The 24,110-nt window shown below is 68.3% G+C and carries 23 protein-coding genes; 14 read left to right on the top strand and 9 right to left on the bottom strand.

The window, feature by feature from the left end:
* Window positions 1–6 precede the first annotated feature (6 nt).
* Both AC5P8Y_RS10100 and AC5P8Y_RS10095 read left to right on the top strand, forming a co-directional pair.
* The gene (locus AC5P8Y_RS10100; RefSeq protein WP_080356471.1) at window positions 7–474 is read left to right on the top strand and encodes a flavodoxin; all 468 of its coding nucleotides are present in this window, start codon (window positions 7–9) and stop codon (window positions 472–474) included.
* The gene (locus tag AC5P8Y_RS10095) at window positions 446–772 is read left to right on the top strand and encodes a thioredoxin family protein (RefSeq protein WP_049403991.1); all 327 of its coding nucleotides are present in this window, start codon (window positions 446–448) and stop codon (window positions 770–772) included. The genes AC5P8Y_RS10100 and AC5P8Y_RS10095 overlap by 29 nt, the downstream gene beginning before the upstream one ends.
* 113 nt (window positions 773–885) lie before the next feature.
* Here the strand turns inward: AC5P8Y_RS10095 and AC5P8Y_RS10090 are convergent, their stop codons facing one another.
* Window positions 886–2,217, bottom strand: coding sequence for an Nramp family divalent metal transporter (locus AC5P8Y_RS10090; RefSeq protein WP_111108723.1), 1,332 nt, complete (start codon window positions 2,215–2,217; stop codon window positions 886–888).
* A 117-nt stretch (window positions 2,218–2,334) separates the two neighbouring features.
* On the opposite strand from AC5P8Y_RS10090, the gene mntR reads away from it, so the two are divergent.
* Entirely contained in the window at window positions 2,335–2,805 is a 471-nt protein-coding gene (mntR, locus tag AC5P8Y_RS10085) for a manganese-binding transcriptional regulator MntR (RefSeq protein ID WP_005413716.1), read from the top strand.
* A gap of 39 nt (window positions 2,806–2,844) precedes the next feature.
* On the opposite strand, the gene AC5P8Y_RS10080 is transcribed toward mntR, so the two are convergent.
* The 3 genes from AC5P8Y_RS10080 to fabR form a co-directional block, all read right to left on the bottom strand.
* Window positions 2,845–3,393, bottom strand: coding sequence for a thioredoxin-like domain-containing protein (locus AC5P8Y_RS10080; RefSeq protein ID WP_033833199.1), 549 nt, complete (start codon window positions 3,391–3,393; stop codon window positions 2,845–2,847).
* Complete coding sequence (locus AC5P8Y_RS10075) at window positions 3,383–5,536, bottom strand: TonB-dependent receptor plug domain-containing protein (RefSeq protein ID WP_495201947.1); 2,154 nt, start codon at window positions 5,534–5,536, stop codon at window positions 3,383–3,385. The genes AC5P8Y_RS10080 and AC5P8Y_RS10075 overlap by 11 nt, the downstream gene beginning before the upstream one ends.
* 278 nt (window positions 5,537–5,814) lie before the next feature.
* Window positions 5,815–6,471 (bottom strand): HTH-type transcriptional repressor FabR, encoded by a 657-nt coding sequence (gene fabR / locus AC5P8Y_RS10070; RefSeq protein ID WP_005409961.1) that lies wholly within the window; start codon window positions 6,469–6,471, stop codon window positions 5,815–5,817.
* A gap of 92 nt (window positions 6,472–6,563) precedes the next feature.
* Between fabR and AC5P8Y_RS10065 the strand changes: the two genes are divergently transcribed.
* Together AC5P8Y_RS10065 and AC5P8Y_RS10060 are read left to right on the top strand one after the other, a co-directional pair.
* The gene (locus AC5P8Y_RS10065) at window positions 6,564–7,634 is read left to right on the top strand and encodes a ferredoxin reductase (RefSeq protein WP_204301409.1); all 1,071 of its coding nucleotides are present in this window, start codon (window positions 6,564–6,566) and stop codon (window positions 7,632–7,634) included.
* Between the two features lie 11 nt (window positions 7,635–7,645).
* Window positions 7,646–8,794 (top strand): fatty acid desaturase family protein, encoded by a 1,149-nt coding sequence (locus tag AC5P8Y_RS10060; RefSeq protein ID WP_005413710.1) that lies wholly within the window; start codon window positions 7,646–7,648, stop codon window positions 8,792–8,794.
* 5 nt (window positions 8,795–8,799) lie between these two features.
* Here AC5P8Y_RS10060 and AC5P8Y_RS10055 read toward each other — a convergent pair whose 3' ends face one another.
* The 5 genes from AC5P8Y_RS10055 to AC5P8Y_RS10035 all read right to left on the bottom strand — a co-directional run bounded on the left by AC5P8Y_RS10055 (window position 8,800) and on the right by AC5P8Y_RS10035 (window position 12,701).
* Window positions 8,800–9,135: a tetratricopeptide repeat protein gene (locus tag AC5P8Y_RS10055; RefSeq protein WP_005409958.1), complete on the bottom strand. Its 336-nt coding sequence runs from the start codon at window positions 9,133–9,135 to the stop codon at window positions 8,800–8,802.
* Window positions 9,135–9,710 carry a flavin reductase family protein gene (locus AC5P8Y_RS10050; RefSeq protein ID WP_033833194.1) on the bottom strand — a complete coding sequence of 192 codons (576 nt, stop codon included), beginning with the start codon at window positions 9,708–9,710 and terminating at the stop codon, window positions 9,135–9,137. Before AC5P8Y_RS10050 ends, AC5P8Y_RS10055 begins: the two co-directional genes overlap by 1 nt.
* Window positions 9,707–10,336 carry a superoxide dismutase gene (locus tag AC5P8Y_RS10045; protein WP_012480516.1) on the bottom strand — a complete coding sequence of 210 codons (630 nt, stop codon included), beginning with the start codon at window positions 10,334–10,336 and terminating at the stop codon, window positions 9,707–9,709. The genes AC5P8Y_RS10050 and AC5P8Y_RS10045 overlap by 4 nt, the downstream gene beginning before the upstream one ends.
* Before the next feature lie 245 nt (window positions 10,337–10,581).
* Window positions 10,582–12,102, bottom strand: coding sequence for a thioredoxin family protein (locus tag AC5P8Y_RS10040; RefSeq protein ID WP_111108720.1), 1,521 nt, complete (start codon window positions 12,100–12,102; stop codon window positions 10,582–10,584).
* Window positions 12,103–12,251: 149 nt separating this feature from the next.
* Entirely contained in the window at window positions 12,252–12,701 is a 450-nt protein-coding gene (locus AC5P8Y_RS10035) for a GNAT family N-acetyltransferase (protein WP_111188379.1), read from the bottom strand.
* Between the two features lie 66 nt (window positions 12,702–12,767).
* On the opposite strand from AC5P8Y_RS10035, the gene AC5P8Y_RS10030 reads away from it, so the two are divergent.
* The 9 genes from AC5P8Y_RS10030 (at window position 12,768) to AC5P8Y_RS09990 (ending at window position 23,854) form a co-directional block, all read left to right on the top strand.
* Window positions 12,768–13,703: a TIGR03571 family LLM class oxidoreductase gene (locus AC5P8Y_RS10030; RefSeq protein ID WP_111108718.1), complete on the top strand. Its 936-nt coding sequence runs from the start codon at window positions 12,768–12,770 to the stop codon at window positions 13,701–13,703.
* A gap of 125 nt (window positions 13,704–13,828) precedes the next feature.
* Window positions 13,829–14,140: a DUF3817 domain-containing protein gene (locus tag AC5P8Y_RS10025; protein WP_111108717.1), complete on the top strand. Its 312-nt coding sequence runs from the start codon at window positions 13,829–13,831 to the stop codon at window positions 14,138–14,140.
* Window positions 14,141–14,293: 153 nt separating this feature from the next.
* Window positions 14,294–15,490 (top strand): MFS transporter, encoded by a 1,197-nt coding sequence (locus AC5P8Y_RS10020; RefSeq protein ID WP_111188380.1) that lies wholly within the window; start codon window positions 14,294–14,296, stop codon window positions 15,488–15,490.
* Window positions 15,487–16,680, top strand: a complete 1,194-nt coding sequence (locus tag AC5P8Y_RS10015; protein WP_164133553.1) for an isochorismate synthase — start codon at window positions 15,487–15,489, stop codon at window positions 16,678–16,680. The genes AC5P8Y_RS10020 and AC5P8Y_RS10015 overlap by 4 nt, the downstream gene beginning before the upstream one ends.
* On the top strand, window positions 16,677–18,329 hold the full coding sequence (locus AC5P8Y_RS10010; RefSeq protein ID WP_005409949.1) for a (2,3-dihydroxybenzoyl)adenylate synthase: 1,653 nt from the start codon (window positions 16,677–16,679) through the stop codon (window positions 18,327–18,329). The genes AC5P8Y_RS10015 and AC5P8Y_RS10010 overlap by 4 nt, the downstream gene beginning before the upstream one ends.
* Window positions 18,329–18,961, top strand: a complete 633-nt coding sequence (locus AC5P8Y_RS10005) for an isochorismatase family protein (RefSeq protein ID WP_033835614.1) — start codon at window positions 18,329–18,331, stop codon at window positions 18,959–18,961. Before AC5P8Y_RS10010 ends, AC5P8Y_RS10005 begins: the two co-directional genes overlap by 1 nt.
* Window positions 18,961–19,218: a phosphopantetheine-binding protein gene (locus AC5P8Y_RS10000; RefSeq protein ID WP_005409947.1), complete on the top strand. Its 258-nt coding sequence runs from the start codon at window positions 18,961–18,963 to the stop codon at window positions 19,216–19,218. The genes AC5P8Y_RS10005 and AC5P8Y_RS10000 overlap by 1 nt, the downstream gene beginning before the upstream one ends.
* Complete coding sequence (locus AC5P8Y_RS09995) at window positions 19,215–23,135, top strand: enterobactin synthase subunit F (protein WP_164133552.1); 3,921 nt, start codon at window positions 19,215–19,217, stop codon at window positions 23,133–23,135. The genes AC5P8Y_RS10000 and AC5P8Y_RS09995 overlap by 4 nt, the downstream gene beginning before the upstream one ends.
* Entirely contained in the window at window positions 23,096–23,854 is a 759-nt protein-coding gene (locus AC5P8Y_RS09990) for a 2,3-dihydro-2,3-dihydroxybenzoate dehydrogenase (RefSeq protein WP_164133551.1), read from the top strand. Before AC5P8Y_RS09995 ends, AC5P8Y_RS09990 begins: the two co-directional genes overlap by 40 nt.
* Window positions 23,855–24,110 lie beyond the last annotated feature (256 nt).

Below are 24,110 nucleotides of genomic sequence, written 5' to 3'. Positions count from 1 at the left end.
ATCCTGGTGGTGGTCGCCTCGTTGAGCGGCAATACCCGCGAACTTGGCCGGCAGATTGCCGAGCGCTGCCGCGCTTCCGGCCATGCGGTTCACTGGCAGGAGGCTGACGACCTGCGCCAGGCGCCGCCGCTGGCGGCCGATGAGGCCGACCTGGTGCTGCTGGGCTGCTGGACCGACAACGCCGGCCGCACGCCGTCGGAGATGAAGGCATGGGTGGCCGGCATCGCCGAGCGCGGCGAGCGGCCGCGGCAGCTGGCGGTGTTCGGCACCGGCGAAACGCAGTGGGGGCAGGAGTACTACTGCGGCGCCGTGCACCGCCTGATCCGCTACTTCCGCAGCGACTATCCGCCGCTGGAAATCGAACAGATGCCGCATGGTCAACGCCATGCGGGGGCCATCGAGGCCTGGACCGACGCGGTCCTGGCCCACTATTGGAGCAACACCGATGCAGATCATCGACGCCACCACGCCTGAGCAGTTCCATCAGCTGCTGGCCGAGCACCCGCGGGTGCTGGTGGATTTCCACAAGGGCCAGTGCCCGGGGTGCCGGATGCTGGAGATGTCGTTGCACCGGGTGGCCAACAGCGTGGCGGGGCAGGGCACGACCCTGCTGCGCGTGCAGTTGGAAGTGCTGGGTGAGGCGTTCTTCAGGGAGCTGGGGCTGCGGCAGACGCCGACGCTGTCGCTGTTCCGTGACGGTGACGAACGTACGCGCCTGGCCGGATTCCAGTCGCCGCAACAGATCGAGGCCGCGATCGCGTTGCATCTGTAGCGTGGAGATGGCGGGGGCGGATCCCTTGCCAGAGGCAAGGGCTCTGGCCCCGCATCGTGTAAAGGCATCCACGCATGGCGTGGATCTACTGGGTCCAACCCCTGGATCTGGCATTACCCGCCGCTGAAGGTGTCGACCAGCAGCTTCGCGTTCAACCCCACGATCACCAGCGCGATCACCCAGGCGATCGCGCCCAGCCAGCGCGGTGCGACCAAGGCGCCCATCGTCACCTTGTCGGTTACGATCCGCACCAGCGGGATGATCGCGAACGGCAGCTGCATCGACAGCACCACCTGGCTCAGCACCAGCAGCTTTACCGCGCCCTGGTCGCCGAACAGCATGATCACCACCACCACCGGAATGATTGCCAGTGCGCGCGTGATCAGCCGCCGCAGCCACGGCGGCAGTCGCAGGTGCAGGAAACCTTCCATCACGATCTGGCCGGCCAGCGTGGCGGTCACTGTCGAATTCAGGCCCGACGCCAGCAGGGCCACCGCGAACAACGTCGCCGCCGCGCCCACCCCCAGCATCGGCGCCAGCAGCTGGTGGGCCTGTTCGATGTCTTCCACGTCGAAATGGCCATTGGCATGGAACACCGCCGCCGCCAGGATCAGGATGCTGGCGTTGATGAACAATGCGAGGGTCAGCGCAAGGGTACTGTCGGTCACCGCCCAGCGCAGCGCGCTGCCACGACCCTCATCGGTGCGCGGGTAGGCACGGGTCTGCACGATCGACGAATGCAGGTACAGGTTGTGCGGCATCACCGTGGCACCAATGATGCCGATCGCGATGTACAGCGCGTGCGGATCGGTCACTACCTGCGCGCGCGGAATGAAGCCGCCCAGCACGTCCATCACCGGCGGTGCGGCCAGCGCGATCTGCACCATGAAGCAGCCGAAGATCACCATCAGCAGTGCGATCACGAAGGCTTCCAGCGCACGGAAACCGCGGTTCATCAGCAGCAGCACCAGCAGTGTGTCCAGGGCAGTGATGACCGCGCCCCACAGCAGCGGCAGGTCGAACAACAGCTTCAGCGCGATCGCGGTGCCGATCACCTCGGCCAGGTCGCAGGCGATGATCGCCGCCTCGCAAAGCGCCCACAGCGCCAGGTTCACCGGCTTGGGGTAACGCGCGCGGCAGGCCTGGGCCAGGTCCATGCCGGTGGCGATGCCGAGCCGCGCCGACAGCGCCTGCAGGATCACCGCCATCAGGTTGGAGACGAGGATGACCGACAGCAGCAGGTAGCCGAAGCGTGAACCGCCGGCGAGGTCGGTGGCCCAGTTGCCCGGATCCATGTAGCCGACCGAGATCATGTAGCCGGGGCCGAGGAAGGCCAGCAGGCGGAACCACCAATGGCCCTTGTCGGGCACCGCGACCGAGGCGTTGAGCGCGCCCAGGCTGGCCGCAGTGGAGGCCGAAGGGTCGCGGGGTGCCAGGGTGTTCATGGGTCAGAATATAGCTCCTGCTATAGTCATTAGCAATGTGAAACAATCGTCTTTATCGCGTTACTGGTCCAGAATTCAGGTTCAACACCGGATCACCCCGGAAGGACAGGCGCAGGCGTGGGCAAGACCGACGATTCGACATCGCTGAAAAGCACCCCCTTGATCGAGGCCGAGCGCCAGGTCGAGAGCTTCCGGCAAGTGCGCGAGGCGCACCGGATGGAGCTGGTGGAGGACTATGTCGAGCTGATCTCGGACCTGCTGGCCGACGGCGGCGAGGCCCGCCAGGTCGACATCGCCACCCGCCTGGGCGTGGCCCAGCCCACCGTGGCGAAGATGCTGCGGCGCCTGGCCCGCGATGGCTGGGTGGTGCAGCGGCCGTACCGCGGCGTGTTCCTGACCCCGGAAGGCGAGGCGCTGGCCCATGCCAGCCGCCAGCGCCACCAGACCGTGGAGCGTTTCCTGCTGGCGCTGGGCGTGGACGCAGACACCGCACGGCGTGATGCGGAGGGCATCGAGCACCATGTCAGCGAGCAGACGCTGGCGTTGTTTGAAGCGTTCGTGCGCAAGGCCGAGGGCGGGGCGCCGTAACGGTAGCGCCGGCCATGCCCGGCGGCATTTCGCGCGACCCTACAATCCAGGCGGGCAGCGTGCCTGTTCCTGCGCGCACGCCCGTTTCGTCCATTCCTTCAACACCGGCTGCAGGCCTTCATAGCGCCGGCCTTGCCAGCCATTGGCCAGCACCTGGCCGTCGGCATTGATCAGTACCAGATTCGGCGGTGCCAGCCCGGCCAATGCCTGCAGTGCCGGCATTCGCGCGGCGCGGCGCGGGTCCAGTACCGGCCACGGCATGTCCTGCGTGTACATGTAGCGGCGCAATGCAGCCTCGCTCTCATCCAGGCTGACGTACACCACTTCGGTATCGGCGCCGGCCTCGCGCAACGCGTCGCGTACGCTGCGCAAGGTGGGTACAAAGGCATGGCACGGTGCGCACCAGTCGGCGCCGAAGTACAGCGCCACCAGCCGCGGCGGCGGTGTCCACTGCATCGGCCGCAGCGAGCGCTGTTCCGGCCGCATCAGCGAGGCCGAAACCTGCGCATGCAGGTCCGTGGCCATTGCGGGTGCGCCCAGCAGCAGGGCGCTGACCAGCGACAACGTTCGCAGCAGCTCAGAACGCATAGCGCAGGTTGACGTACCACGAGCGCGCGAAACGCGGCCCGTAGACATAGTCGCTGTCGCGCAGCGCGCCCACTTCCAGATCCTTCTGGCGCTGGTCGAATACGTTCTTGACGCCCGCGGCCACCGACACTTCCTGCTGCGCCTGTGCGCCCAGATGCCGGTGCCAGCGCGCACCGAGGTCGGTGACCAGGAATGACCGCGTGCGGTGCAGCTCGCCCAGCCGGTTGTTCAGCACCGACATCGGCCCGGTATGGCGCAGCGCGACGAAGGTTTCCCACGGTTCGGCCGGCATCCAGCTGAGCTGCGCCAGGCCGGTCCAGCGCGGTGTCTTCAGGTAATCGCGGCTTTCGATCACGGTGTCGCCACCGTCGCCGCTGTCGTCGAAGATGCGTTGCGGCTCGCGGAAGCGCGAGCGGTACCACGAGGCACCGGCGGTCAGGCGCCACTGCGGCGAGGGTTGCCAGCCGAGGTTGGTTTCTGCACCCATCACGTTCGAGCCGGAGGCGTTGTAGCGCAGCTGGCTCAGCTGGCCGTCATCGCCGCGCTGGATCTCGCCCAGCGCGAAGGTGTCGCGGATGCGTGCATAGGAGGCGGTGGCATCCCAGCTCCACACCGGATCGGCCGGGTCCGAACGCCAGTCGAAGCCGAACAGGGTGGTCAACGCGCGCTCTTCTTTCAGACCGTCCGCGTTGCGCACGCGCACCTGTTCGCCGCCCAGCGTATCGACATGCACATCCTCGACGAAGATCTCCGGCGCACGGAAGCCGGTGGCGATGCCGGCGCGCCACTTCAGGTTCGGCGTGGCCTGCCAGGCCAGCGCGATGCGTGGTGAGAACACCGCGTTGTCCAGTTCCGAGCTCTTGTCCACGCGTGCGCCCAGCACCAGGTCGACGTTGTCGCGCAGGCTCCACTCGTCCTGGATGAAGGCGCCCAGGTTGTGGAAGGTCGCATCCTCCAGCGTCGCGAGACGCTGCCCGTCACCGGTACGGTTGTCGTCGCGCAGCGCCTCGTGCTTGTACTGCACACCGAAGGCCAGCGCATGCGCGCCCCGCCGCCAGTTAAACTGGCTGTCGATGTAGTGCAGCGGGTTGTGGGTGCGGCCGTACTGGCGCCACGAACGCGAGGCCGCACTGCCGGCCACGTCGGGGTCCAGCTGCAACGGGTCATAGCCGGGCGCCGAGGGATCGGTGACCACGTCGCCCAGGCCGCCATAGAAACTGTCGCGGTCGATGTCGGCGAAGGCATAGGCCAGGCGGAAATCGACGTCGGCAGTGATCTCCTGGTCCCACGACACGCTGCCGCGCCGGTATTTCGTATCCAGCGATTCGGCGATGTTGGCCAGGTATTCGGGCTGGTCCAGGCGGTTGCCGCCGCGGCGGGTTTCATCGGTCATCTGTAGGTCCAGGCGCAGCCGCGTGCCCGGCGTGGGCGCGTACCAGGCCTGCAGTCCGCCGACCTTGAGGTTCTTGCGGGTGATTTCGGTGTAGCCGTCGCCGTTGTAGTCGATGCCACTGTTCCAGTTGCGCTGGGCAATCACCGACAGACCGGCGTCTGCGTCCTTGGCAACCAGGTCCAGCCGCACGTCGGCGTTCTTCTGCGGCGTACCCTTCAGCACATCCACGCCGGCCTGTACATGGCCACCGCTGCGCGCCGGCAGCGGCGGAATCAGGTTGATCACACCGGCAACCACGCCCGGGCCGTACAGCGCCGAGCCGCCGCCCTTGACCACTTCGATGCGGTCGACGAACCCGGCCGGGATCTGTTCCAGACCGTACACGCTGCCCAGCGTGGACAGCAGCGGAATGCCATCGAACAGGAGCTGGTTGTAGGCGCCGGGCAGGCCCAGCAGCTGTACTTCGCTGGTGTTGCAGTTCTGGCAGTTGCTTTCCACGCGCAGGCCGTTGATCAGCTCGGCGGCGCGCGAGAAGTCGGTGGCCGCGCGCAGCGCGATGTCTTCCTTGCGCAGCACTTCGGTGCGGATCGGCACGTCCGACAGCAGGCGTTCGCTGCGGGTGGCGGTGCTGACCTTGACCTGCACGCGGTCCAGTTCGGTCGGTTGCGGTGGGGCGGCCAGTGCAGGCAGCGGCAGGATGAGCGCGATGGCGGTTGCCAGTGGCAGGCGGCGAAGGAGGAAAACGGGCATGAGTGCGTCGTCCTTGGGGAGGGAGGGCGGCGAGGGCGACCTGGCTGGCGCATATGAAAGCAGCGGCTTATCAATATAGCAATAGCTATATAACGAAGCCGCAGCAATTCCGAGTGGGGCGTTGACTGAGTTGGATCATTTAAGTGTTATAACATTACATATCGCGACCGCAACCCTGCCGGTGGTCATATGCGGAGGATGGAATTGCCGTGCGGGCAGGGGAGACGGGGTCAGAGCCCTTTCCTCTGGAAAGAGATCCGAACCCGGGGAGCGGATCGTCAGCCGCGACGGAACGCGGCGGGGGTACGGGCGCCGACGATGATCATGCGGATCATCGTGGAAATCTGTTCGACCAGTTCCGGATCCTTCTCCGGCGGCAGGTCCATGGCGGTGGCGCCCATCGCGAACACCAGCCGGGTGATGGCCTTGGCCACCAGTTCCGGGGCGTGCAGCACCGCGCCATCCAGTGCGGCCAGGCGCACCAGATCGTGCTGCAGCTCTTCTTCGAAGTAGTGCAGCTCGCGTTCGACCGCGTGCTTGAAGTCGTCCGAGCCGACCGCGCCTTCGCGCAGCAGCACGTGCAGCAGCTTGTCGTCGGCGCGCAGCTGCTCCATGAAGGTCTCCACCGAGACCCGCACCACGCTGGTGGCGGTGGAGGTGGCGCGCTGGCGGGCCTCGCCGATGATGGTGCGCAGCGAGCGGCCGGCGGCATCGATCAGCGCCACGGCCAGTTCATCCATGTCGCGGAACTGCCGGTAGAAGCTGTTCGGCGCGATGCCTGCCTCACGTGCCACTTCGCGCAGGCTGAGCGTGGACAGGCTGCGGTGCGGCCCGATCAGTTTCAGGGCGGCGGCCAGCAGATCCTCGCGGCTCACCGTACGGCGGGCCGGGCTGTTGGCATCTTCGGGCGTCGACAAGGCGGTGGCGGCGGCCATGGGGGTTCCGGTGGGGCGAGGCTGAATCATACCCAATCCGGTTCAATATACACATGTATACACAGGTGTATGTGCGCCCGTATAGTTCGCTCATGAGCGCTGTCGTCCGTCCGTCCCTGTTCTCTCCGTATCGCTGGGTCTCGCCGTCGCTGTTCGATTTCTGGGCGGGCCAGCTCAATCCCCTGTGGACCCTGCGCGAGCCGGTGGCCCGCCTGGTCCGGCGTGAGCCGGCGGGCGAGGGCGCGGCGACCCTGGTCCTGCGCACCAACCGGCACTGGGCCGGCATGCGCGCTGGCCAGCACATCACCCTCGGCGTCGAGATTGAAGGACGCCTGTGGCAGCGCAGCTACAGCCCCACCGCACTGGGGCGGCGCGAGCTGGCGATCACCGTCAAGGCGATCGACGGCGGCCGGGTCAGCCAGCATCTGGTCAACCACGCGCAGCCGGGCGAACTGTTCCGCCTCGATGCCGCCTTCGGCGAGTTCCATATGCCGGCCGCGGCGCCGGTGCTGCTGCTGGCTGCCGGCAGCGGCATCACGCCGATGCGCAGCCTTTTGCGCGACGCCTGCCAGCGCCCGCTGGCAGCGCCGGTGGACCTGTTCTACTGGGAGCGCACCGCCGCCCATCTGCAGTTCCGTGATGAACTGCAGGCGCTGGCTGCAGCGCATCCGAACCTGCGCGTACACCTGCTGACCACCCGCGAGGGTGAGGTGCCGGCAGCGCGAATCGATAGCCATGATCTGCAGGTGGCCGGCGATGACACGCCGCTGGCGCAGCGCCATGTGCTGGCCTGCGGCCCGGACGGCTTCGTTGCTGCCGCGCGTGAGCGCCTGGCGCACCAAGTGGCTGGCTTCCAGGCCGAAGCCTTCACCCCGCCGGCGCCGCTGCGCGATGCCAGCAGCGAAGGCGAGGTGTCGCTGACGCTTGCGCGCAGTGGTCGCCAGCTGAGCGTGCCGCGTGGCCGCTCGCTGCTGGAAAGCCTGGAAGCCCATGGCATCAAGCCCAAGCATGGTTGCCGCATGGGCATCTGCAACACCTGCACCTGTGATCGCGTCAGTGGCGCCACCCGCCATCTGCGCACCGGCGACCTGCAGTCCGAATCGGCACAGCCGGTGCGGATCTGCGTGAGCGCACCGACCACCGACCTGACTTTGGATCTCTGAGGACGCCTGCCATGACCCGCGCTACCGACCGTGCCCTGAGTACTGCCGAGATGCATGCCTTCGGTGAGGAACTCGACGCGATCCGCGACCGTGTGATCGGCAGCCTCGGCGCCTCCGATACCCGCTACATCCGCCGGGTGGCTGCCGCCGTGCGCTGGTTCGGCGTGGGCGGCCGTGGCCTGCTGTTCCTTGCGGCATTCTCGCCGCTGTTCTGGATGCCGCTGCTGTGGCCGGCTGCGATCACCGGCACGCTGCTGCTGGCGCTGTCGAAGATCCTGGAGAACATGGAGCTGGGCCACAACGTCATGCATGGCCAGTTCGACTGGACCGGCGACCCCAAGCTCAATGGCAACACCTACGAGTGGGACATCGTTGCCACCGCCGACAACTGGCGCAAGACCCACAATTTCCGCCACCACACCTACACCAACGTGCGTGGCATGGACGATGACATCGGCTACGGCCTGCTGCGCATCTTCCCGGAACAGCGCTGGAAGCCGTTCTACCTGCTGCAGCCGATCATTGCGCCGATCTTCGCGTTGCTGTTCCAGTGGGGCGTTGCCGCGCAGGACCTGCGCCTGGGCCGTTGGCTGAAGGGCCGCATCAGCGGCCGTGCGATGTGGATGCAGACCCGCCCGGTGGCGCGGAAAATGGCCCGCCAGGTGCTGAAGGACTACGTGTTCTTCCCGCTGCTGGCCGGCCCGTTCTTCCTCACCGTGATGCTGGGCAACATGGTGGCCAACGGCCTGCGCAACATCTGGACCTACGTGATCATCTTCTGCGGCCACTTCACCGCCGAATCGGAAACCTTCCCGAAGGAATGCCTGCGCAATGAATCGCGCGGCCACTGGTACCTGCGCCAGCTGCGTGGATCGTCCAACATCAGTGGCGGCTTCCTGATCAACGTGCTGTCGGGCAACCTCAGCCACCAGATCGAGCACCATTTCTACCCGGACCTGCCGGCCAACCGCTATGCGGCCATCGCCAAGGAAGTGAAAGACATCTGCCGCCGCTACGGCCAGCACTACAACAACGGCTCGCTGCCGCGCCAGTTCGGCCAGGTGGTCTGGCGCATCCTGCGCCACGCGTTCCCGAGCAAGCCGCGCCGCCTGCCGATGTCGGACATCATGTCCGCACCGGCATCGGCCAACGCGGGCTGATCGACTCAGCCCGCTTTCGCCAGGTCCGCCTGCTCGCGGTCCAGGCGTCGCAGGAACACCTGCATTTCCTTGCGTGCCTGCTGGTCGCCCTTGCTGCCGGCCACGCTCAGGCCGCGTTGCCATGCTTCGCGCGCCGCCTGCGGCTGGCCACTGGCCAGCCAGGCCTTGCCCAGCAGCTTCCACGCCGCCGAGTACTGCGGATCAAGCACCACGCAACGGCCCAGATGGGTGGCCGCGCGCACCGGGTTGCCGGCGTCCAGCCAGCCCTTGCCCAGGCCGAAGCGCAGCAGCGCGCCGTCCTTGCCGGCGGCGAGCATGCATTCCAGAGCCTCGATGTTCATCAGCGCACCTCCACCAGCAGCTCGGCCGGGCCGGGCTGGAAGCGGCCGCGATGAAACAGCAGCGGCGCGCCGCCGTTCTCGTGCACCTCGATGATGCGGCCGGCCAGCAGCAGGTGATCGCCCACCGGCCACTGTGCGTGGCGGGTACAGGTGAGATGGGCGACCGCACCGGCGATGCGCGGTGGGGCGTCCTCGTCGTCATCCAGCAATGCCAGGCCATCGAAGCGGTTGCGCACCTGCGGATCGGCAAAGCGCCGGGCCAGCGCTTCCTGGTCGGCCGCCAGCACGCTGATCGCAAAGCGGGTGGCGCGCTGGAAGGTGGACAGGCTCTGCGCGTGCAATGCCAGGTTCCACAGCACCAGGGGCGGCTGCAATGACACCGGCACGAACGAATTGATGGTCAGGCCGATGGGCTTGCCCTGCGCATCGCGCGCGCAGACGATGGCCACGCCGGTAGGAAAGTGGCCGAGCAGCCGCCGCAGTGCGCGCGGCGGCATCTCGACCGACGGCACCGGGGCCGGGGCGGGGAAGACCCCCGCCCACGGCCCGGCGTACGGCAGTGTCTCGCCGCTCATGAGGCCCTGGCCTGGCGGTAGCGCCGGCCGACCTCGGCCCAGTTGATGATGTTGAAGAACGCACCGATGTAGTCCGGGCGACGGTTCTGGTAGTGCAGGTAGTAGGCGTGTTCCCAGACATCCAGTGCGAGGATCGGGGTGTTGCCCGACAGGCCCACGGCTGCACCCATCAACGGGCTGTCCTGGTTGGCGCTGCTTTCCACCTGCAGGCGGCCATCGCGATCGCTGGTCAGCCAGGCCCAGCCGCTGCCGAAGCGGGTCTGAGCCGCCTTGGTGAAGGCGTCCTTGAAGGCATCGAAGCCGCCAAGATCGCGGTCGATGGCGGCGGCCAGCTCACCATCGGGTGCACCACCGTGGGGGCTGAGCACGGTCCAGAACAGGCTGTGGTTGGCGTGGCCACCGCCGTTGTTGCGGACCGCGCCACGCTGGGCCTCGGGCACGGCATCGAGGTTGGCGATCAGCGCCTCGACCGGTTGCTCGGCGATGCCAGCCTGCTCGATGGCGGCGTTGAGATTGTTGACGTAGGTCTGGTGGTGCTTGCTGTGGTGGATTTCCATCGTGCGCGCATCGAAATGCGGCTCAAGGGCGTCGTAGGCGTAGGGGAGCGGGGGAAGCGAGTACGACATCGAAGCAATCTCCGTGGGGAAGGCCAGAGGGCTGGCCGTGGGGAGACTGTTATCGCACCTCAACATTGGTTGAGGTCAAGGGGCGGGGGGAGGAAATGCGTGAAAGGGAGCAGGAGCGGCATGGTAGTGCCGGCCGCTGGCCGGCAATCAGCTAAGGTCGGGTTGCCGGCCAGCGGCCGGCACTACCAGAACCCGCTTTTCGAATCCTCACCGGCGCGGTGACGTGCCCGTCGCCAGCGTTTTCATCAACTCAACCAGTCCTTGCACGCGCCATCCACCTGATCGCCGCAGGCCTGCTGCATCCGCTGCTGCAGTCGCGCCAGTGTTTCGGCGCCCTGGTGCTTGCCGCTCCACGCCTTCAACTGCCCGGCCAGGCGCTCGAAGCGCTGGCGGGTGCGCTGGTGGTAGCCCGACGGCTGCGCTTCCAGTTCGGCGATCAGCGAGGCGGTGGCCTGCTCGATGCGTGGTGCGTCGTCCGGCGCCAGCTTCAGCAGGCCCTCCACGTACAGCACGCCCCACTGCACGCGGGTGGCCGGGCCCTGCGCGCCATCGTAGGCACGCTTCAGCCACTCCAGTGCCCCGGCGGTGTCGCCGCGCTGTTCGGCCAGCTCGGCCAGCTCGGGCATGTAGTAGTACGGCTGTTCGCTGCGCTTCAGCTCGGCCAGCAACAGCGCTTCGGCGCCCGCGTCGTCGCCGACCTCGCGCAGGGCATAAACCGCGCTGCTGATCGTGGCCTGGCGTGCATGCGCATCGGTGGCGGCGGCATCGGCAGCGGCCACGCGCTGCTTGACCCGATCAACCAGGGCCACGGGCAGTGCGCCCTTCGGCTGCTGCTGGCGGGCCAGCGATACTTCGGTCAGCGCACGCGACAACGCGTCGTCGGCGCGGTCACCGCGCTCGGCATCTGCGCGCTCCAGTGCGACCAGCAGCTGCTGCCCAAGCGTGTTGCTGGTGGCTGGGCCGGCGCTGGCCTGCTTGACCAGCGAGGCGCCCGCGTAGCCCAGCAGTTCGCGGTTGCGACGGACTTCCGCCGGTTGCGCCAGTACTGCCTGCAGCAGCTCACGTACCTCGGTAGGCGAGGCATCAGGCTTTTCAGCCGTTGCCAGGGCGAGCAGGGCGAAGCGGCGTTGCAGGGCGGCATCCGGTGCCGCCTTGGACAGCTGGCGCAGCACATCCTGGCTCTTGCGCTCGCCGGCCAGGCGGTTGGCGTCGACTTCCCAGCCGTAGTCGCCCAGCACCTGCCAGTCTTCGGCGGCCAGGCGGTCCGGCGTCGCCAGCGCGGTGGCCAAGGTGGCGGCGACGGCACTGCGGCGGCCTGCGGCAACGGTCAGTGCACGGGTCAGTTCGGCGGCGTCGTTGCCGCCGGCCACGCGGGTGATTTCGTTGCGCTGTGGGTCCAGCACGATCAGGGTCGGATAGCCGCGTACGCCGAAGCGCTCACCCCAGGCCTGCGCTCCTTCCTCGTCGCCATCCAGATAGACGGGCACGAATTTGCTGGTCAGCGCGATGAAGGCCGGGTCCTTGAACAGGCCCGCCTTGAGCTGGTTGCACGGCGGGCACCAGACCGCGCCCCAGTACAGCAGCACCGGCTTGCCGCTGTCGGCGGCTTCGGCGAAGGCATCGTCCACATCGCCCTGGCGCCAGGCGATTCCCTTGGCCGGCGCAGGTGCCTCGGCGGAGTTGGCGGTGGAAACCGGGGCCGGGGTGCAGGCGCTCAGCGCCGAAGCCAGCAGCAACACGGAAAGCGCGACGCGCATCAGCAGCATCTCGAAGGGCAGGGTGACAGGCCATTGTAGGAACCGCCGGGGAGCCCGCTGATTCAGTTTGCTCATGACGGGCGTGCTGCAGGGCATAACGCCCACCGGGCATTGCCGGGCATTGCCGGGCATTGCCGGGCAACGCCGGGCGATTGCCTTCAGGCCGCTGCCCGCACCATCTGCTGATGCACCAACCCATTGAACTCGCCGACGTCACCGTCCAGCGCGAAGCCATAGCGCAGGTAGGTCGGCACTGCATTGAGCGAAGCGCGCACGGTCAGGACCGGCTCGCGCACCTGTGGAAGCACCGCCTCGAACAAAGCATGGCCAATGCCCTGGCGCTGGCAGGCGGGATCGACGAACAGCATCGCAAGGTGCCGGCCCTCCTTCAGTTCGATCACGCCGACGACACGGCCGTTCTGCTCTGCCACCAGGATGTGGTTGTCGCCCTGCAGGCGCGCGCCGAATGCTTCGGCAGCGGCGACACTGCCGAAGGTGGCGATGCCGGCCGCGCTGAGCGAAGGCGCGACCGCCGCAGTGAACGCAGCCAGGCACACCGCACTGATCGCGGGCAGGTCATCGACGTGGGCAGGGCGGATCGTCGGCATGCAGTGTTCTTCCGGTAGTGGGCGGCACGTCATCGTTGCCGCAGGCCTGCACGCTAAGCTGGCGGCATGAGTGATTTCAATCCTGCTTACGCTGCCTTGTTTCCGCAACAGGGCCTGAGCCTGGGCCTGATGACGCCTGTCGCCGCGCATGGACTGGCCGATCCGCATGAGGCGCGGCGCATTGCGCGACTGGCCGATGATCTGGGCTTTGCTGCATTGTGGACGCGTGATGTACCACTGATGGTGCCGCAGGGTCCGGACGCGGCAGCAAGCGCGCTGGATGACCCGTTTCTGTGGCTGGGCATGCTGGCTGCCGCGACCGGACGCATCGTGGTAGGCAGCGCGGCCATCGTGCTGCCATTGCGGCAGCCGCTGCAGGTGGCGAAGTCGGCCTTGAGCCTGGACCGGATCAGCGGCGGACGGTTCGTGCTGGGCCTGGGTTCGGGGGACCGCCCGGAAGAGTTCGCCGCATTCGGCGAGGATCTGGAGGGCAGGGCGGCGACCTTCCGTGCGCGTTGGACCTTGTTGCGCGCGGCGCTGTCACCGGAGGCCGATGAGCGGACCGCCGTACTGCAGGCGACGGGTGGCTTCGACGTGCTGCCGGCGCCGGCAACCCGCATCCCGATGCTGGTGGTGGGTACCGCGCGGCAGAGCCTGCAGTGGATCGCGCGCGAGGCTGAAGGCTGGGCCACCTATCATCGCGAGGAGGCCGCACAGGAAGGGCGCATCGGCCTGTGGCAGCAGGCGCTGGCGCAGCGTGGTGGGCCAGGCAAGCCGTTCGTGCAGTCGATGCTGCTGGATCTGCAGGCCGATCCGCAGGCGCCAGCCGAGCCGCTGCCGCTGGGCCTGAAGGTCGGCCGCGATGGCCTGCGTGACTATCTGCTGCGCGTGCATGCGCAGGGCGTGGCGCACGTGATGTTCAACCTGGTCGACAACGGGCGGCCGATGGACCTGGTGCTGCGCGAGATTGGTGAGCACGTCCTGCCATACACGCTCCGGTAGGCGTCCACCTTGGTGGACACGCTCCAGCAGTCGAGCACGGCTCGACTCTACATGGCGTTCGCATCTGCGTATCATTCGCATTTGATACCCCGATGCCGGAGCCCCGCGTGACCCAACGTTCCCCAATGCACCCGACCGGACGCCTGTTCGCAATTGTCGCTTTCATCGAGGCCGTGACCTGGGCCGGCCTGCTCATCGGCATGTGGATGAAGTACGGCCCGATGGCCAACGTGGCGCTGGTGAAGGTGTTCGGGCCGCTGCACGGCGTGGCCTTCCTGGTCTATGTGGCAGTCACCCTGTTTGCGGCGGTGCGCCTGCGCTGGCCGTGGTGGGCCAGTGCCCTGGCCCTCCTGGCAGCCATCCCGCCGCTGGTGACGCTGCCGCTGGAGTGGTGGTTCAAGCGCCGTGGCCTGCTCGGCCCGCGTGCAATGCGCTGAACCCACTGTTGCGCGCCCATTCAAGAGAATGGGTATCAAATGCAAATACGAGCCGTTATCATTTAAAGGTGGCATCCGGTCCTGAGCAGGGCCGGTGCCGGGCGGGGTGCGCAGGCGTGCCCGGCCATCCCTTCCTGTTACGGCTGGTGTTCCATGCACGCACGTCCCGTCGTTCCCGGCTTGCCGGCGCTGGTGTTGGCTGCCCTGATCGGCACCATGGCGATGATGTCCTTCGTCGCCGTGATCGGCCCGGTGGTCCGCATGCTCGGCCTGTCCGAGTGGCATGCCGGCCTGTCGGTCACCGCCGCAGGCGTGTTGTGGATGCTGGCCGCGCGCCCCTGGGGCCAGCTCAGCGACCGCATTGGGCGCAAGCGCGTGCTGATCCTGGCGATGAGTGCCTATACGGCCGTCTACATCGCACTGGCGGTGTTCATCGACGTCGCCCTGCAGGCGGTGCCGCCGGTACTGGTGTCGGTGCTGGTGCTGGTCGGCGCGCGTGGCCTGATCGGCCTGTTCTACGCGGCGGTGCCTCCTACCGCAGCCGCGCTCATCGCCGACAAGGCACCGACCGGCCAACGTGCGAGGTTCCTCGCCCGCCTGGGTAGCGCCAACGCGCTGGGCATGGTGCTCGGCCCGGCCGCCGCGGGCTGGCTGGCCTATACGAACCTGTCGTTGGCGCTGTACGTGGCCGCGCTGCTGCCGTTGCTGGCACTGGCATTGCTGGCCTGGCGGCTGCCGGCTACACCACCGGTGGTGGGCGCGTCCGCACAGCGCCGTGCGCCGATGAGCCGTCTCGACGCGCGCCTGCGCCTGCCGCAGCTGGCAGCGTTCATCGCGATGGTTTCGGTGACCATCGCGCAGGTCACGGTCGGCTTCTTCGCGATTGATCGCCTGGGCCTGGATGCGGCGGCCGGTGCACGCATGGCCGGCATCGCACTTACCGCCGTTGGTGTCGGCCTGATCCTGGCGCAGGCGCTGGTGATGAAGCTGGAGGTACATCCACGCCGTTGGATCGTCCTTGGCGCCCTGATTTCCGGCATTGGCTTTGCTTCGGTGGCGGGCGTGCAGCAGGGCTGGCAGTTGCCGGCGGCGTACGCGCTGGCCGCGTTTGGCATGGGCTTCGTATTCCCCTCGTTCCAGGCGCTGGCCGCCGATGCGGTGGGGGCGCACGAGCAGGGCGCCGCCGCCGGCACCGTCGCTGCCGCGCAGGGGCTGGGCATGGTGGCCGGGCCGATGCTCGGCACGCTGTTGTATCGCGGCGGGCCAAGCCTGCCTTACCTGCTGGTCGGTGCGCTGCTGCTGTTGCTGTGCGGGCTGGCTGCAGCGCATCGGATGAAGGAGACCCCATGAACGATTCCCTGATGCAGGGCGCGTGGCCGGAGGCTGCGCCAGCGCCACTGGACAGCACCGACGACGCGTCGCTGTTCCTGCTGCAGCATGCCGGCCAGCACGTGCATGCACGCGGCTGCCGCGCCACGCTGCCGGCCGGTGCACTGGCGACATTGGCAGAACGCGTCTCGGCGTTCTTTGCCCGGCAGCGTGGCGGCCCGGGCCTGCTGGTTGGCGCAGTGCCGTTCGAACCGCGTGCGGACGATGCGCTATTCCAGCCCGAGCGCCTGCTGCCGGCGCTGGCACTGCAGCCGCAGGCCGCACCGCCGCTGGACGGTGCCCTGAAGGCCGAGCCTGCGCCGCAGGACTATGCGTCAGCGGTTGCCGCGGCGGTGCAGGTACTGCGCGCGCCCGAACTGAGCCTGCAGAAGGTGGTGCTGGCGCGCAGCCTGCTGGCACGCACCCGCCAGGCGCTGTCTCCGGACGTGCTGCTGGCACGCCTGGGCGCGGATCCGTCGGTGGCGACCTACGCGGTGCCGTTGCCGGTGGAGCTGGGCCAGGCACCGGCCTGGCTGGTGGGGGCGACGCCGGAACTGCTGCTGCGCAAGCGCGGCGCCGAGCTGTTGTCGCATCCGCTGGCCGGTTCCGCGCGGCGCAGCGCCGATGCCGCCGAGGACGAGCGTGCGGCGCAGGCGCTGCTGGCCTCGGCCAAGGACCACGACGAGCACCGCCACGTGGTCGAAGCCATCGTCGAGGGCCTGGCACCGTACTGCAGCCACATCGATGCGCAGCCGCGCCCGGTGCTGCATGCCACCGCCAGCATGTGGCACCTGGGCACCCGCATCCACGCCACCCTGAAGGATCCGCAGGCGTCTGCCGCCGAACTGCTGGCGCAGCTGCACCCCACGCCGGCAGTCTGCGGTACGCCACGGTTGGCGGCGCTGCAGCGCATCCGCGAGCTGGAACCGGTGCCGCGCGGCTTCTACGCCGGTGCCGTGGGCTGGTTGGACGCGCAGGGTGACGGCGACTGGTACGTGGCGATCCGCTGCGCGCGCCTGCAGGGCACGCAGCTGCGCCTGTATGCCGGTGCCGGCATCGTCGCCGAGTCACACCCCGAGGCCGAGGTGGCCGAAACCGCAGCGAAGTTCGCTGCCCTGTTGAACGCGCTGGGTGTCCATGAATCCGCGCCCGCCATCGAGCCTGCCGCATGAGTACCTCCACTGACTCTTCCCGCCTGCCACTGCAGCAGGTGTGGCCCGACACGCTGGTGGCGCGCTATCGCGAAGCCGGTCACTGGCGTGGCGAGACCTTCCCGGGTTTCCTGCGCGAGCGTGCAGAACGCTACGCCGATGACATCGCGGTAGTCGCCGGCGACGTACGCCTGAGCTATGCGCAGCTGTGGAATGAGGCAGGCCGCATCGGTGCGGGCCTGCTGGCGCTTGGCCTGCAGCCTGGCGAACGGGTGCTGGTGCAGCTGGGCAATACCGCCGGGTTCATCACCATGGTCTGCGGCCTGTTCCGCGCCGGCCTGGTGCCGGTGTATGCGTTGCCGGCGCACCGCATCACCGAGCTGGTCCACTTCGCCAGCAAGGCGGAAGCCAGTGCCTACATCACCACCGCACTGCACGATGGCTTCGATCATCGCGCGTTGGCAAGGGCGCTGCAGGCCGAAGTGCCGGCGGTTCGCCATGTGGTGATCGACGGCGATGCGGCGGAGTTCATCGCGCTGGAGGCACTGCAGGGCGATCGCAGCCAGCTGCCGTCCGATCCGGACCCGCAGTCGGTGGCGTTCCTGCAGATATCCGGAGGCAGCACCGGGCTGTCCAAGCTGATTCCGCGTACCCACGACGACTACATCTACTCGTTCCGCGCCAGCAATGACCTCTGCGGCATCGACCGCGACAGCGTCTATCTGGTCGCGCTGCCGGCCGCGCACAATTTCCCGATGAGTTCGCCGGGCTTCTTCGGCGCACTGTATGCCGGCGCCCGCGTGGTGCTCAGTCCCGGCCCCGGTCCGGATGCGGCCTTCCCGCTGATCGCCCGCGAGCAGGTGACCTGCTGCGGGCTGGTGCCGCCGCTGGCGTTGCTGTGGGCACAGGCCGCCGCCACCAGCAAGCATGATCTGTCCAGCCTGCAGGTACTGCAGGTAGGCGGCGCCAAACTGGTGCCGGAAGCCGCACGACGGGTGATCGATGGCCTTGGCTGCACGCTGCAGCAGGTGTTCGGCATGGCCGAAGGCCTGGTCAACTACACACGGCTGGATGACCCGGAGGAACTGATCGTGGCCTGCCAGGGCAGGCCGATCAGTCCGGATGATGAAGTGCGCGTGGTCGATGATCACGACCAGCCGGTGGCCGAAGGCGAGGTAGGGCATCTGCTCACCCGTGGGCCGTACACCATCCGCGGCTACCACAACGACGCGGTGGCCAATGCGCGCTCGTTCACCGATGACGGCTTCTATCGTACCGGTGACCGTGTGCAGCAGCTGCCCGGAGGCTACCTGGTGGTGCAGGGCCGCGCCGGTGACCACATCAACCGTGCCGGCGAGAAGATCTCCGCCGAAGAGATCGAAGATCACCTGCTGGCCCACCCCGGTGTGTTCGATGCGGCCGTGGTCTCCATTCCCGACGAGTATCTGGGCGAGCGCAGCTGTGCCTTCGTGATTCCGCAGGGCGAACCGTTCAAGGCGCCGGCGCTGAAGTCCTGGATGCGCGGGCGCGGCCTGGCGGCGTTCAAGGTGCCCGACCAGGTCGTGTTCGTCGACAGTTTCGATACCACCGCGGTCGGCAAGATCAGCCGCCGCGAACTGCGCGCGCAGTTGCGTGCGCGTCATCTGCAACAGACAGGAGGAACGCGCTGATGGCGCTGCCCCGTATCACCGATTACCCCTTGCCGACCGCCGCCGAACTGCCGCAGGCACGCGGCCCGTGGCGCCCGCAGCGCGATCGTGTCGCCTTGCTGGTGCACGACATGCAGCGCTACTTCCTGGCCGCATTCGACGCCGGCAATGCACCGCTGCGGCCGGCCGTGGACAACATCGCACGCCTTCTGGCGCATTGCCGCGCGCGCGGTATTCCGGTGTTCTACACCGCCCAGCATGGCGACCAGGATCGCCGTGACCGTGGCCTGCAGGCCGACCTGTGGGGACCGGGCATGCGCCGCAGCGCCGACCATGAACCGATCATCGACGCGCTGGCACCGCAGCCGGGCGAGCACGTGCTAGTCAAGCACCGTTACAGCGCGTTCCAGCGCAGCAACCTGGAGACGCTGATGCGGGTGCGTGGCCGCGACCAGTTGCTGGTGACCGGCGTGTACGCCCATATCGGCTGCACCGCGACCGTGGTCGAGGCGTTCCAGCGTGATATCGAGGCCTTCATTGCCGCCGATGCCGTGGCGGACTTCTCGCGCGCCGATCACGATCAGGCGCTGCATTGGATCGCACGCACCTGTGGCGTGCCGATGACCACCGACCAGTTGCTGGAGGTGCTGTGATGGCTGCCACCGCTGAGATGCTGGATCTGGAGCGGATGCGTGCCGACGTGGCGCGCGTTCTGGAATGTACGCCGGCCGAGATCGGTGACGACGACAACCTGATCGACCTGGACCTGGACTCGATGCGCATGCTCGGCCTGGTCCTGGCCTGGGGCAACACCGGCCTGCCGATTGAGTTCTCGCAGTTGGCCGAGCACACCACGCTGCGCCAGTGGTGGAACGTGGTGCAGACGCTGCAGGCCGCGCAGAACGCATGAACGCCGTCGCGCTGGCCACGCCGGTGGCATTGACCGAGGCCCAGGCTGGACTGTGGTTCGCACAGCGGTTGGCACCGGACAACCCGTCATTCAATACCGCGCACGCGGTGTGGATCGACGGCCCGCTGGACGTGGCCGCGTTCGTCGCAGCGGCAGACCAGGCTGCGGGCGAGGCCGAGGCCTTTGCACTGCGCTTTGCCGAAGGGGCCGATGGCCAGCCGCTGCAGTGGCATGACCCGGCGCACGTGCCGCTGCTTTCGGTACGTGATGTTTCCGCCGAGGCGGACGCTGCTGCTGCGGCACGCAGCCTGATGCACGCCGACCGGATGAGCCCGGTCGACCCCACCCGCGACCGGATCAGCCAGCAGGTGCTGCTTGAGCTGGGCGGGCAGCGCTGGGTCTGGTACCTGCGGGTGCATCATCTGGCCGCCGATGGCTACGGCATGGCGCTGTTCACTGATCGCGTGTGCGCGTTGTACGCCGGCCGCATGGGTGAGCCACTGCCGGGGCTGGCGGGCGTGCTGGCCGATGATGCCGCTTATCGTGCCGATCCGCGCCGCGCGCTGGCCGGGCAGTGGTGGCGTGAGCACATGCAGGGCGCACCGGCAGGCGTGGGCCTGGCCGGCACGCTCGCGGCCAGTGACGACGCGCTGCGCTGGGTGCAGCCGCTCGATGCGGCCTTCCGTGAGCAGCTGCTGCAGGCATCGGTGCGTTGGCTGCAGCCCTGGCCGGATGTGCTGGCCGCGTTGTCGGCCGAGTACCTGCGGCGGATGAGCGCGGCCGATGAAGTGGTGCTGGGCGTGCCCTACATGGGGCGGCTCGGCAACGCGTCGGCGCGGGTGCCGGCGATGGTGATGAATGTGTTGCCGCTGCGCGTGGCGGCCGGCGAGGGCAGCGTGGAGGCCTTCACCCGCGGCCTGGGCCGGCAGCTCAGCCAGGGTCGCAAGCACGGCCGTTACCGCGGTGAGCAGCTGCGCCGGGACCTGGGCCTGGTCGGCGCGCAGCAGCGCCTGCACGGTCCGCTGGTGAATGTGCAGCCGTTCTACAAGCCGCTGACGCTGGCCGGCGTGCAGGCGACGCTGGAGGTGCTGTGCACCGGGCCGGTGGATGACCTGACGCTGGGCTTCCGTGGCGATGGCCAGTCGCTGCTGGATCTGGAAATCGAGGCCAATCCCGCGCTGTACAGTCGCGAGGATGTCGAGGCGCACGCAGCGCGGCTGCTGCATTTCGTATCGGCGGCGCTGCAGGCTGACGATATCGCAGCCGTGCCCCTTGCGACGCCCGAGGAGGCGCAGCAGGTGCTGCAGGAATTCAACGCCACCGCGCACGCACTGCCGGAGACGACCCTGGTCGAGCTGCTGCAGCAGGGCATGGATCGGGACCCACACGCGCCTGCGCTGGTGTTCGGCGACGCTGCTTTGGATTACGCAACGCTGGAAGCGCGCAGTTTCGCGCTGGCGGCGCAGCTGCGGGCGATGGATGTCGGCCCGGGCAGCGTGGTGGCGGTGGCATTGCCGCGCTCGCTGGAGCTGGTGATCGCGCTGGTCGCGGTGCTGCGCGCAGGCGCGGCCTATCTTCCGCTGGACCTTGCCCATCCCGATGAGCGACTGGCGCGTATTCTCGCCTCGGCACAGCCTGTGTGCGTACTGGCTGCGGCCGAGGATTCGGCGCGCATGGCTGGCGTACCGATGCTCGCGCCGGAACAGTGGACCGCGCTGAGCTTCGCCGCGCCATGGGCCGATCCGGCGCCCAGCGATGCGGCCTATGTGATCTACACCTCCGGTTCGACCGGAGAGCCGAAGGGCGTGGTCATCGAACACCGTGCCATCGTCAACCGCCTGCTGTGGATGCGCGAGCACTACGGCATCCGCGCCGATGACCGCGTGCTGCAGAAGACCCCGGCCACCTTCGATGTCTCGGTCTGGGAGTTCTTCCTGCCGCTGCTGTGTGGAGCCACGCTGGTGGTCGCCGGGCCGGACGCGCATCGTGATCCTACCGAACTGGCGCGCTTGATCCGTGGGCATGGCGTCACCACGGCGCATTTCGTGCCGTCGATGCTCGATGCCTTCCTCGCTGCGCCGGCTTCGGCAGGGCTGCAGCTGCGCCGGGTGTTCACCAGCGGTGAGGCGCTGGACGCCTCATTGCGCGACCGTTTCCACACGCACGTGCACGCAGAGCTGCACAACCTGTACGGCCCGACCGAGGCGGCGGTGGATGTCAGCTACTGGCCGGCGTCGGCGCAGGATCGCTCGCGGCCGGTGCCGATCGGATTCCCGGTCTGGAACACCCGCCTGTACGTGCTGGACGCGCGGATGCAGCCGGTGCCGATAGGCGTGGCCGGTGACCTGTACCTGGGGGGCGTGCAGCTGGCACGTGGCTATCTCGGTCGCGACGATCTGACCGCCGAACGCTTCCTTGCCGATCCTTTCCTGCCGGGCGAGCGTATCTACCGCGCCGGCGACGTGGCACGCTGGCGGCGCGATGGCGCGGTCGAGTACCTGGGCCGCAGCGACCACCAGGTGAAACTGCGCGGCCTGCGCATCGAGCTGGGCGAGATCGAGGCGACACTGCGCGAACTGCCTGGCATGGAGCGCGTGGAAGTGCTGCTGCGCCAGGATGCGCCCGGCGACGCGCGTCTGGTGGCCTATGTTCCAGCGGCGCATGCCGACGCCGTGACGCTGCGCAGCCACCTGGCCACGCGTGTGCCGGACTACATGGTGCCCTCGGCGTTTGTCGGAATGAACCACTGGCCGGTAACCGCCAACGGCAAGCTCGATCGCAACGCGTTGCCGAAGCCACCGCAACTTGAAGTTGCCGGCTTGGCGCCGCGCACGCCGTTGGAACAGGAGCTGGCGTTGCTGTTCGCACAGGCGCTTGGGCGTGAGGCGCCGGTGGCGGTGGATGCGGACTTCTTCAGTCTCGGCGGTGACTCGCTGTCGGCGGTGCATCTGCTGCTGGCGATCGAGCAGCGCTGGCGCTGTGATCTGGGTCTGGGTGCCTTGTTCGCGCAGCCTACCGTGGCCGCGCTGGCCGTTCGCATTGCCGAGCCGCCCGCGCTGGCCGATCACGCACTGGGGCCAGTGATCGCGCTGGCCGCGACCGACGTTGCCGGGCCCACGCCGCTGTTCGTGCTGCACCCGGCCGGGGGCATCGCCTGGAACTACCGCACCCTGGCCCGGGCACTGCAGCCGGCACGCCCGGTGTATGGCCTGCAGTCGCCGGCACTGGACGCGCGGCTGCCGCTGCCGAGCAGCATCGAGGCGATGGCTAACGACTACGTTCAGCGCGTGGTCGCATTGCAGCCGAAGGGGCCGGTGCATCTGCTGGGCTGGTCGGTGGGTGGCATCCTCGCCCAAGCGATGGCGGTGCGCCTGCATGAGATCGGCCGCGAAGTCGGCGAGCTGGTGCTGCTGGACGCTTATCCCAGCGAGTGCTGGCGGGCCGAGCCGGAACCCGATGCCATCGCTGCATTGCGGGCACTGCTGGCGATTGCCGGTCATGACCCGGATGCGCATCCGGAACTGGACAGCCGTGAACGCATTCTGGCGTTCCTGCGGCGTGGTGGCAGTGCACTCGGCAGCCTGCCGGATGTGGTGCTCGACGGCGTGGTGCGCGCGGTGACCGGCACCAATCGATTGATCCGCGAACACATCCACCAACCGTTCGACGGCACGCTGGTGCACGTCCGCGCGGGCCGGGATCACCAGGCGCGACCACAGCTGCAGTCGGCGTTGTGGCGGACCCACGCGCGCAAGGTGCAGGCCCTGGAACTGCCGTTCCTGCACGCCGAGCTGACCGGCCGCGATGCGGTGGCGCAGCTGGCGCCGTGGTTGTCGGCGCGACTGCGCCAATGGGACGAGCAACAGGAGATCGCAACATGCAGTTGTCCGGCTTTGAAGGCCGCGTGGCGTTGGTGACCGGTGCCGCCGGCGGCATCGGCGAGGCACTGGTACGGCTGTTGGCCGAGGCCGGCTGCACGGTGGTGGCGACCGATCGTGAGGCGCCACACGTGGCCGATACGCGGGTCAGGTCGTTCGCACTCGACGTGACCGACAGCGCAGCGGTGGACGCCCTGGTGGATCAGGTCGAATCCAGCATCGGGCCGATCACGCTGGCGGCCAGCGTGGCCGGCGTGCTGCAGGTGGGCAGCGTCGCCGAGACCGGCGACGCCGACTGGCGCCGGGTGTTCGCGGTCAACGCCGATGGCGTATTCCACGTTGGGCGCGCCTTGGCGCGGGTGATGTCGCCGCGCCGGCGGGGCGCGATCGTCACCGTCAGTTCGAATGCCGCCAGCGTGCCGCGGCACGGCATGGCCGCCTATGCCGCGTCCAAGGCCGCCGCCACGATGTTCACCCGCTGCCTCGGATTGGAACTGGCGCCGCTGGGCATCCGCTGCAACATCGTCGCCCCGGGGTCCACGTTGACCCCGATGCAGACCGGCATGTGGCAGGACGCGCACGGTGCCGAGCGGGTGATCGCCGGCAGCCTGGAGACGTACAAGGCCGGCATCCCGCTGCGCAAGCTGGCCACCCCCGAGGACATCGCGCACTCGGTGATGTTCCTGCTCTCCGAACAGGCCGGGCATGTGGCGATGAGCGACCTGTACGTGGACGGCGGCGCCACCCTGCGCGGCTGAGCCCCGACCGCCGCCTGCGGGCAATGGTAGTGCCGGCCGCTGGCCGGCAACCCACAGCACCGGTAGTGCCGGCCGCTGGCCGGCAACCCACAGCACCGGTAGTGCCGGCCGCTGGCCGGCAACCCATAGCCCCGGTAGTGCCGGCCGCTGGCCGGCAACCCACAGCACCGGTAGTGCCGGCCGCTGGCCGGCAATCCATAGCCCCGGTAGTGCCGGCCGCTGGCCGGCAATCCATAGTCCCGGTAGTGCCGGCCGC

It is taken from the genome of Stenotrophomonas sp. YJH_SMC_12-1, from assembly GCF_059370935.1.
Note: the sequence above shows the minus strand (reverse complement) of the source record. Positions and strands in the feature narration are given on the sequence as shown.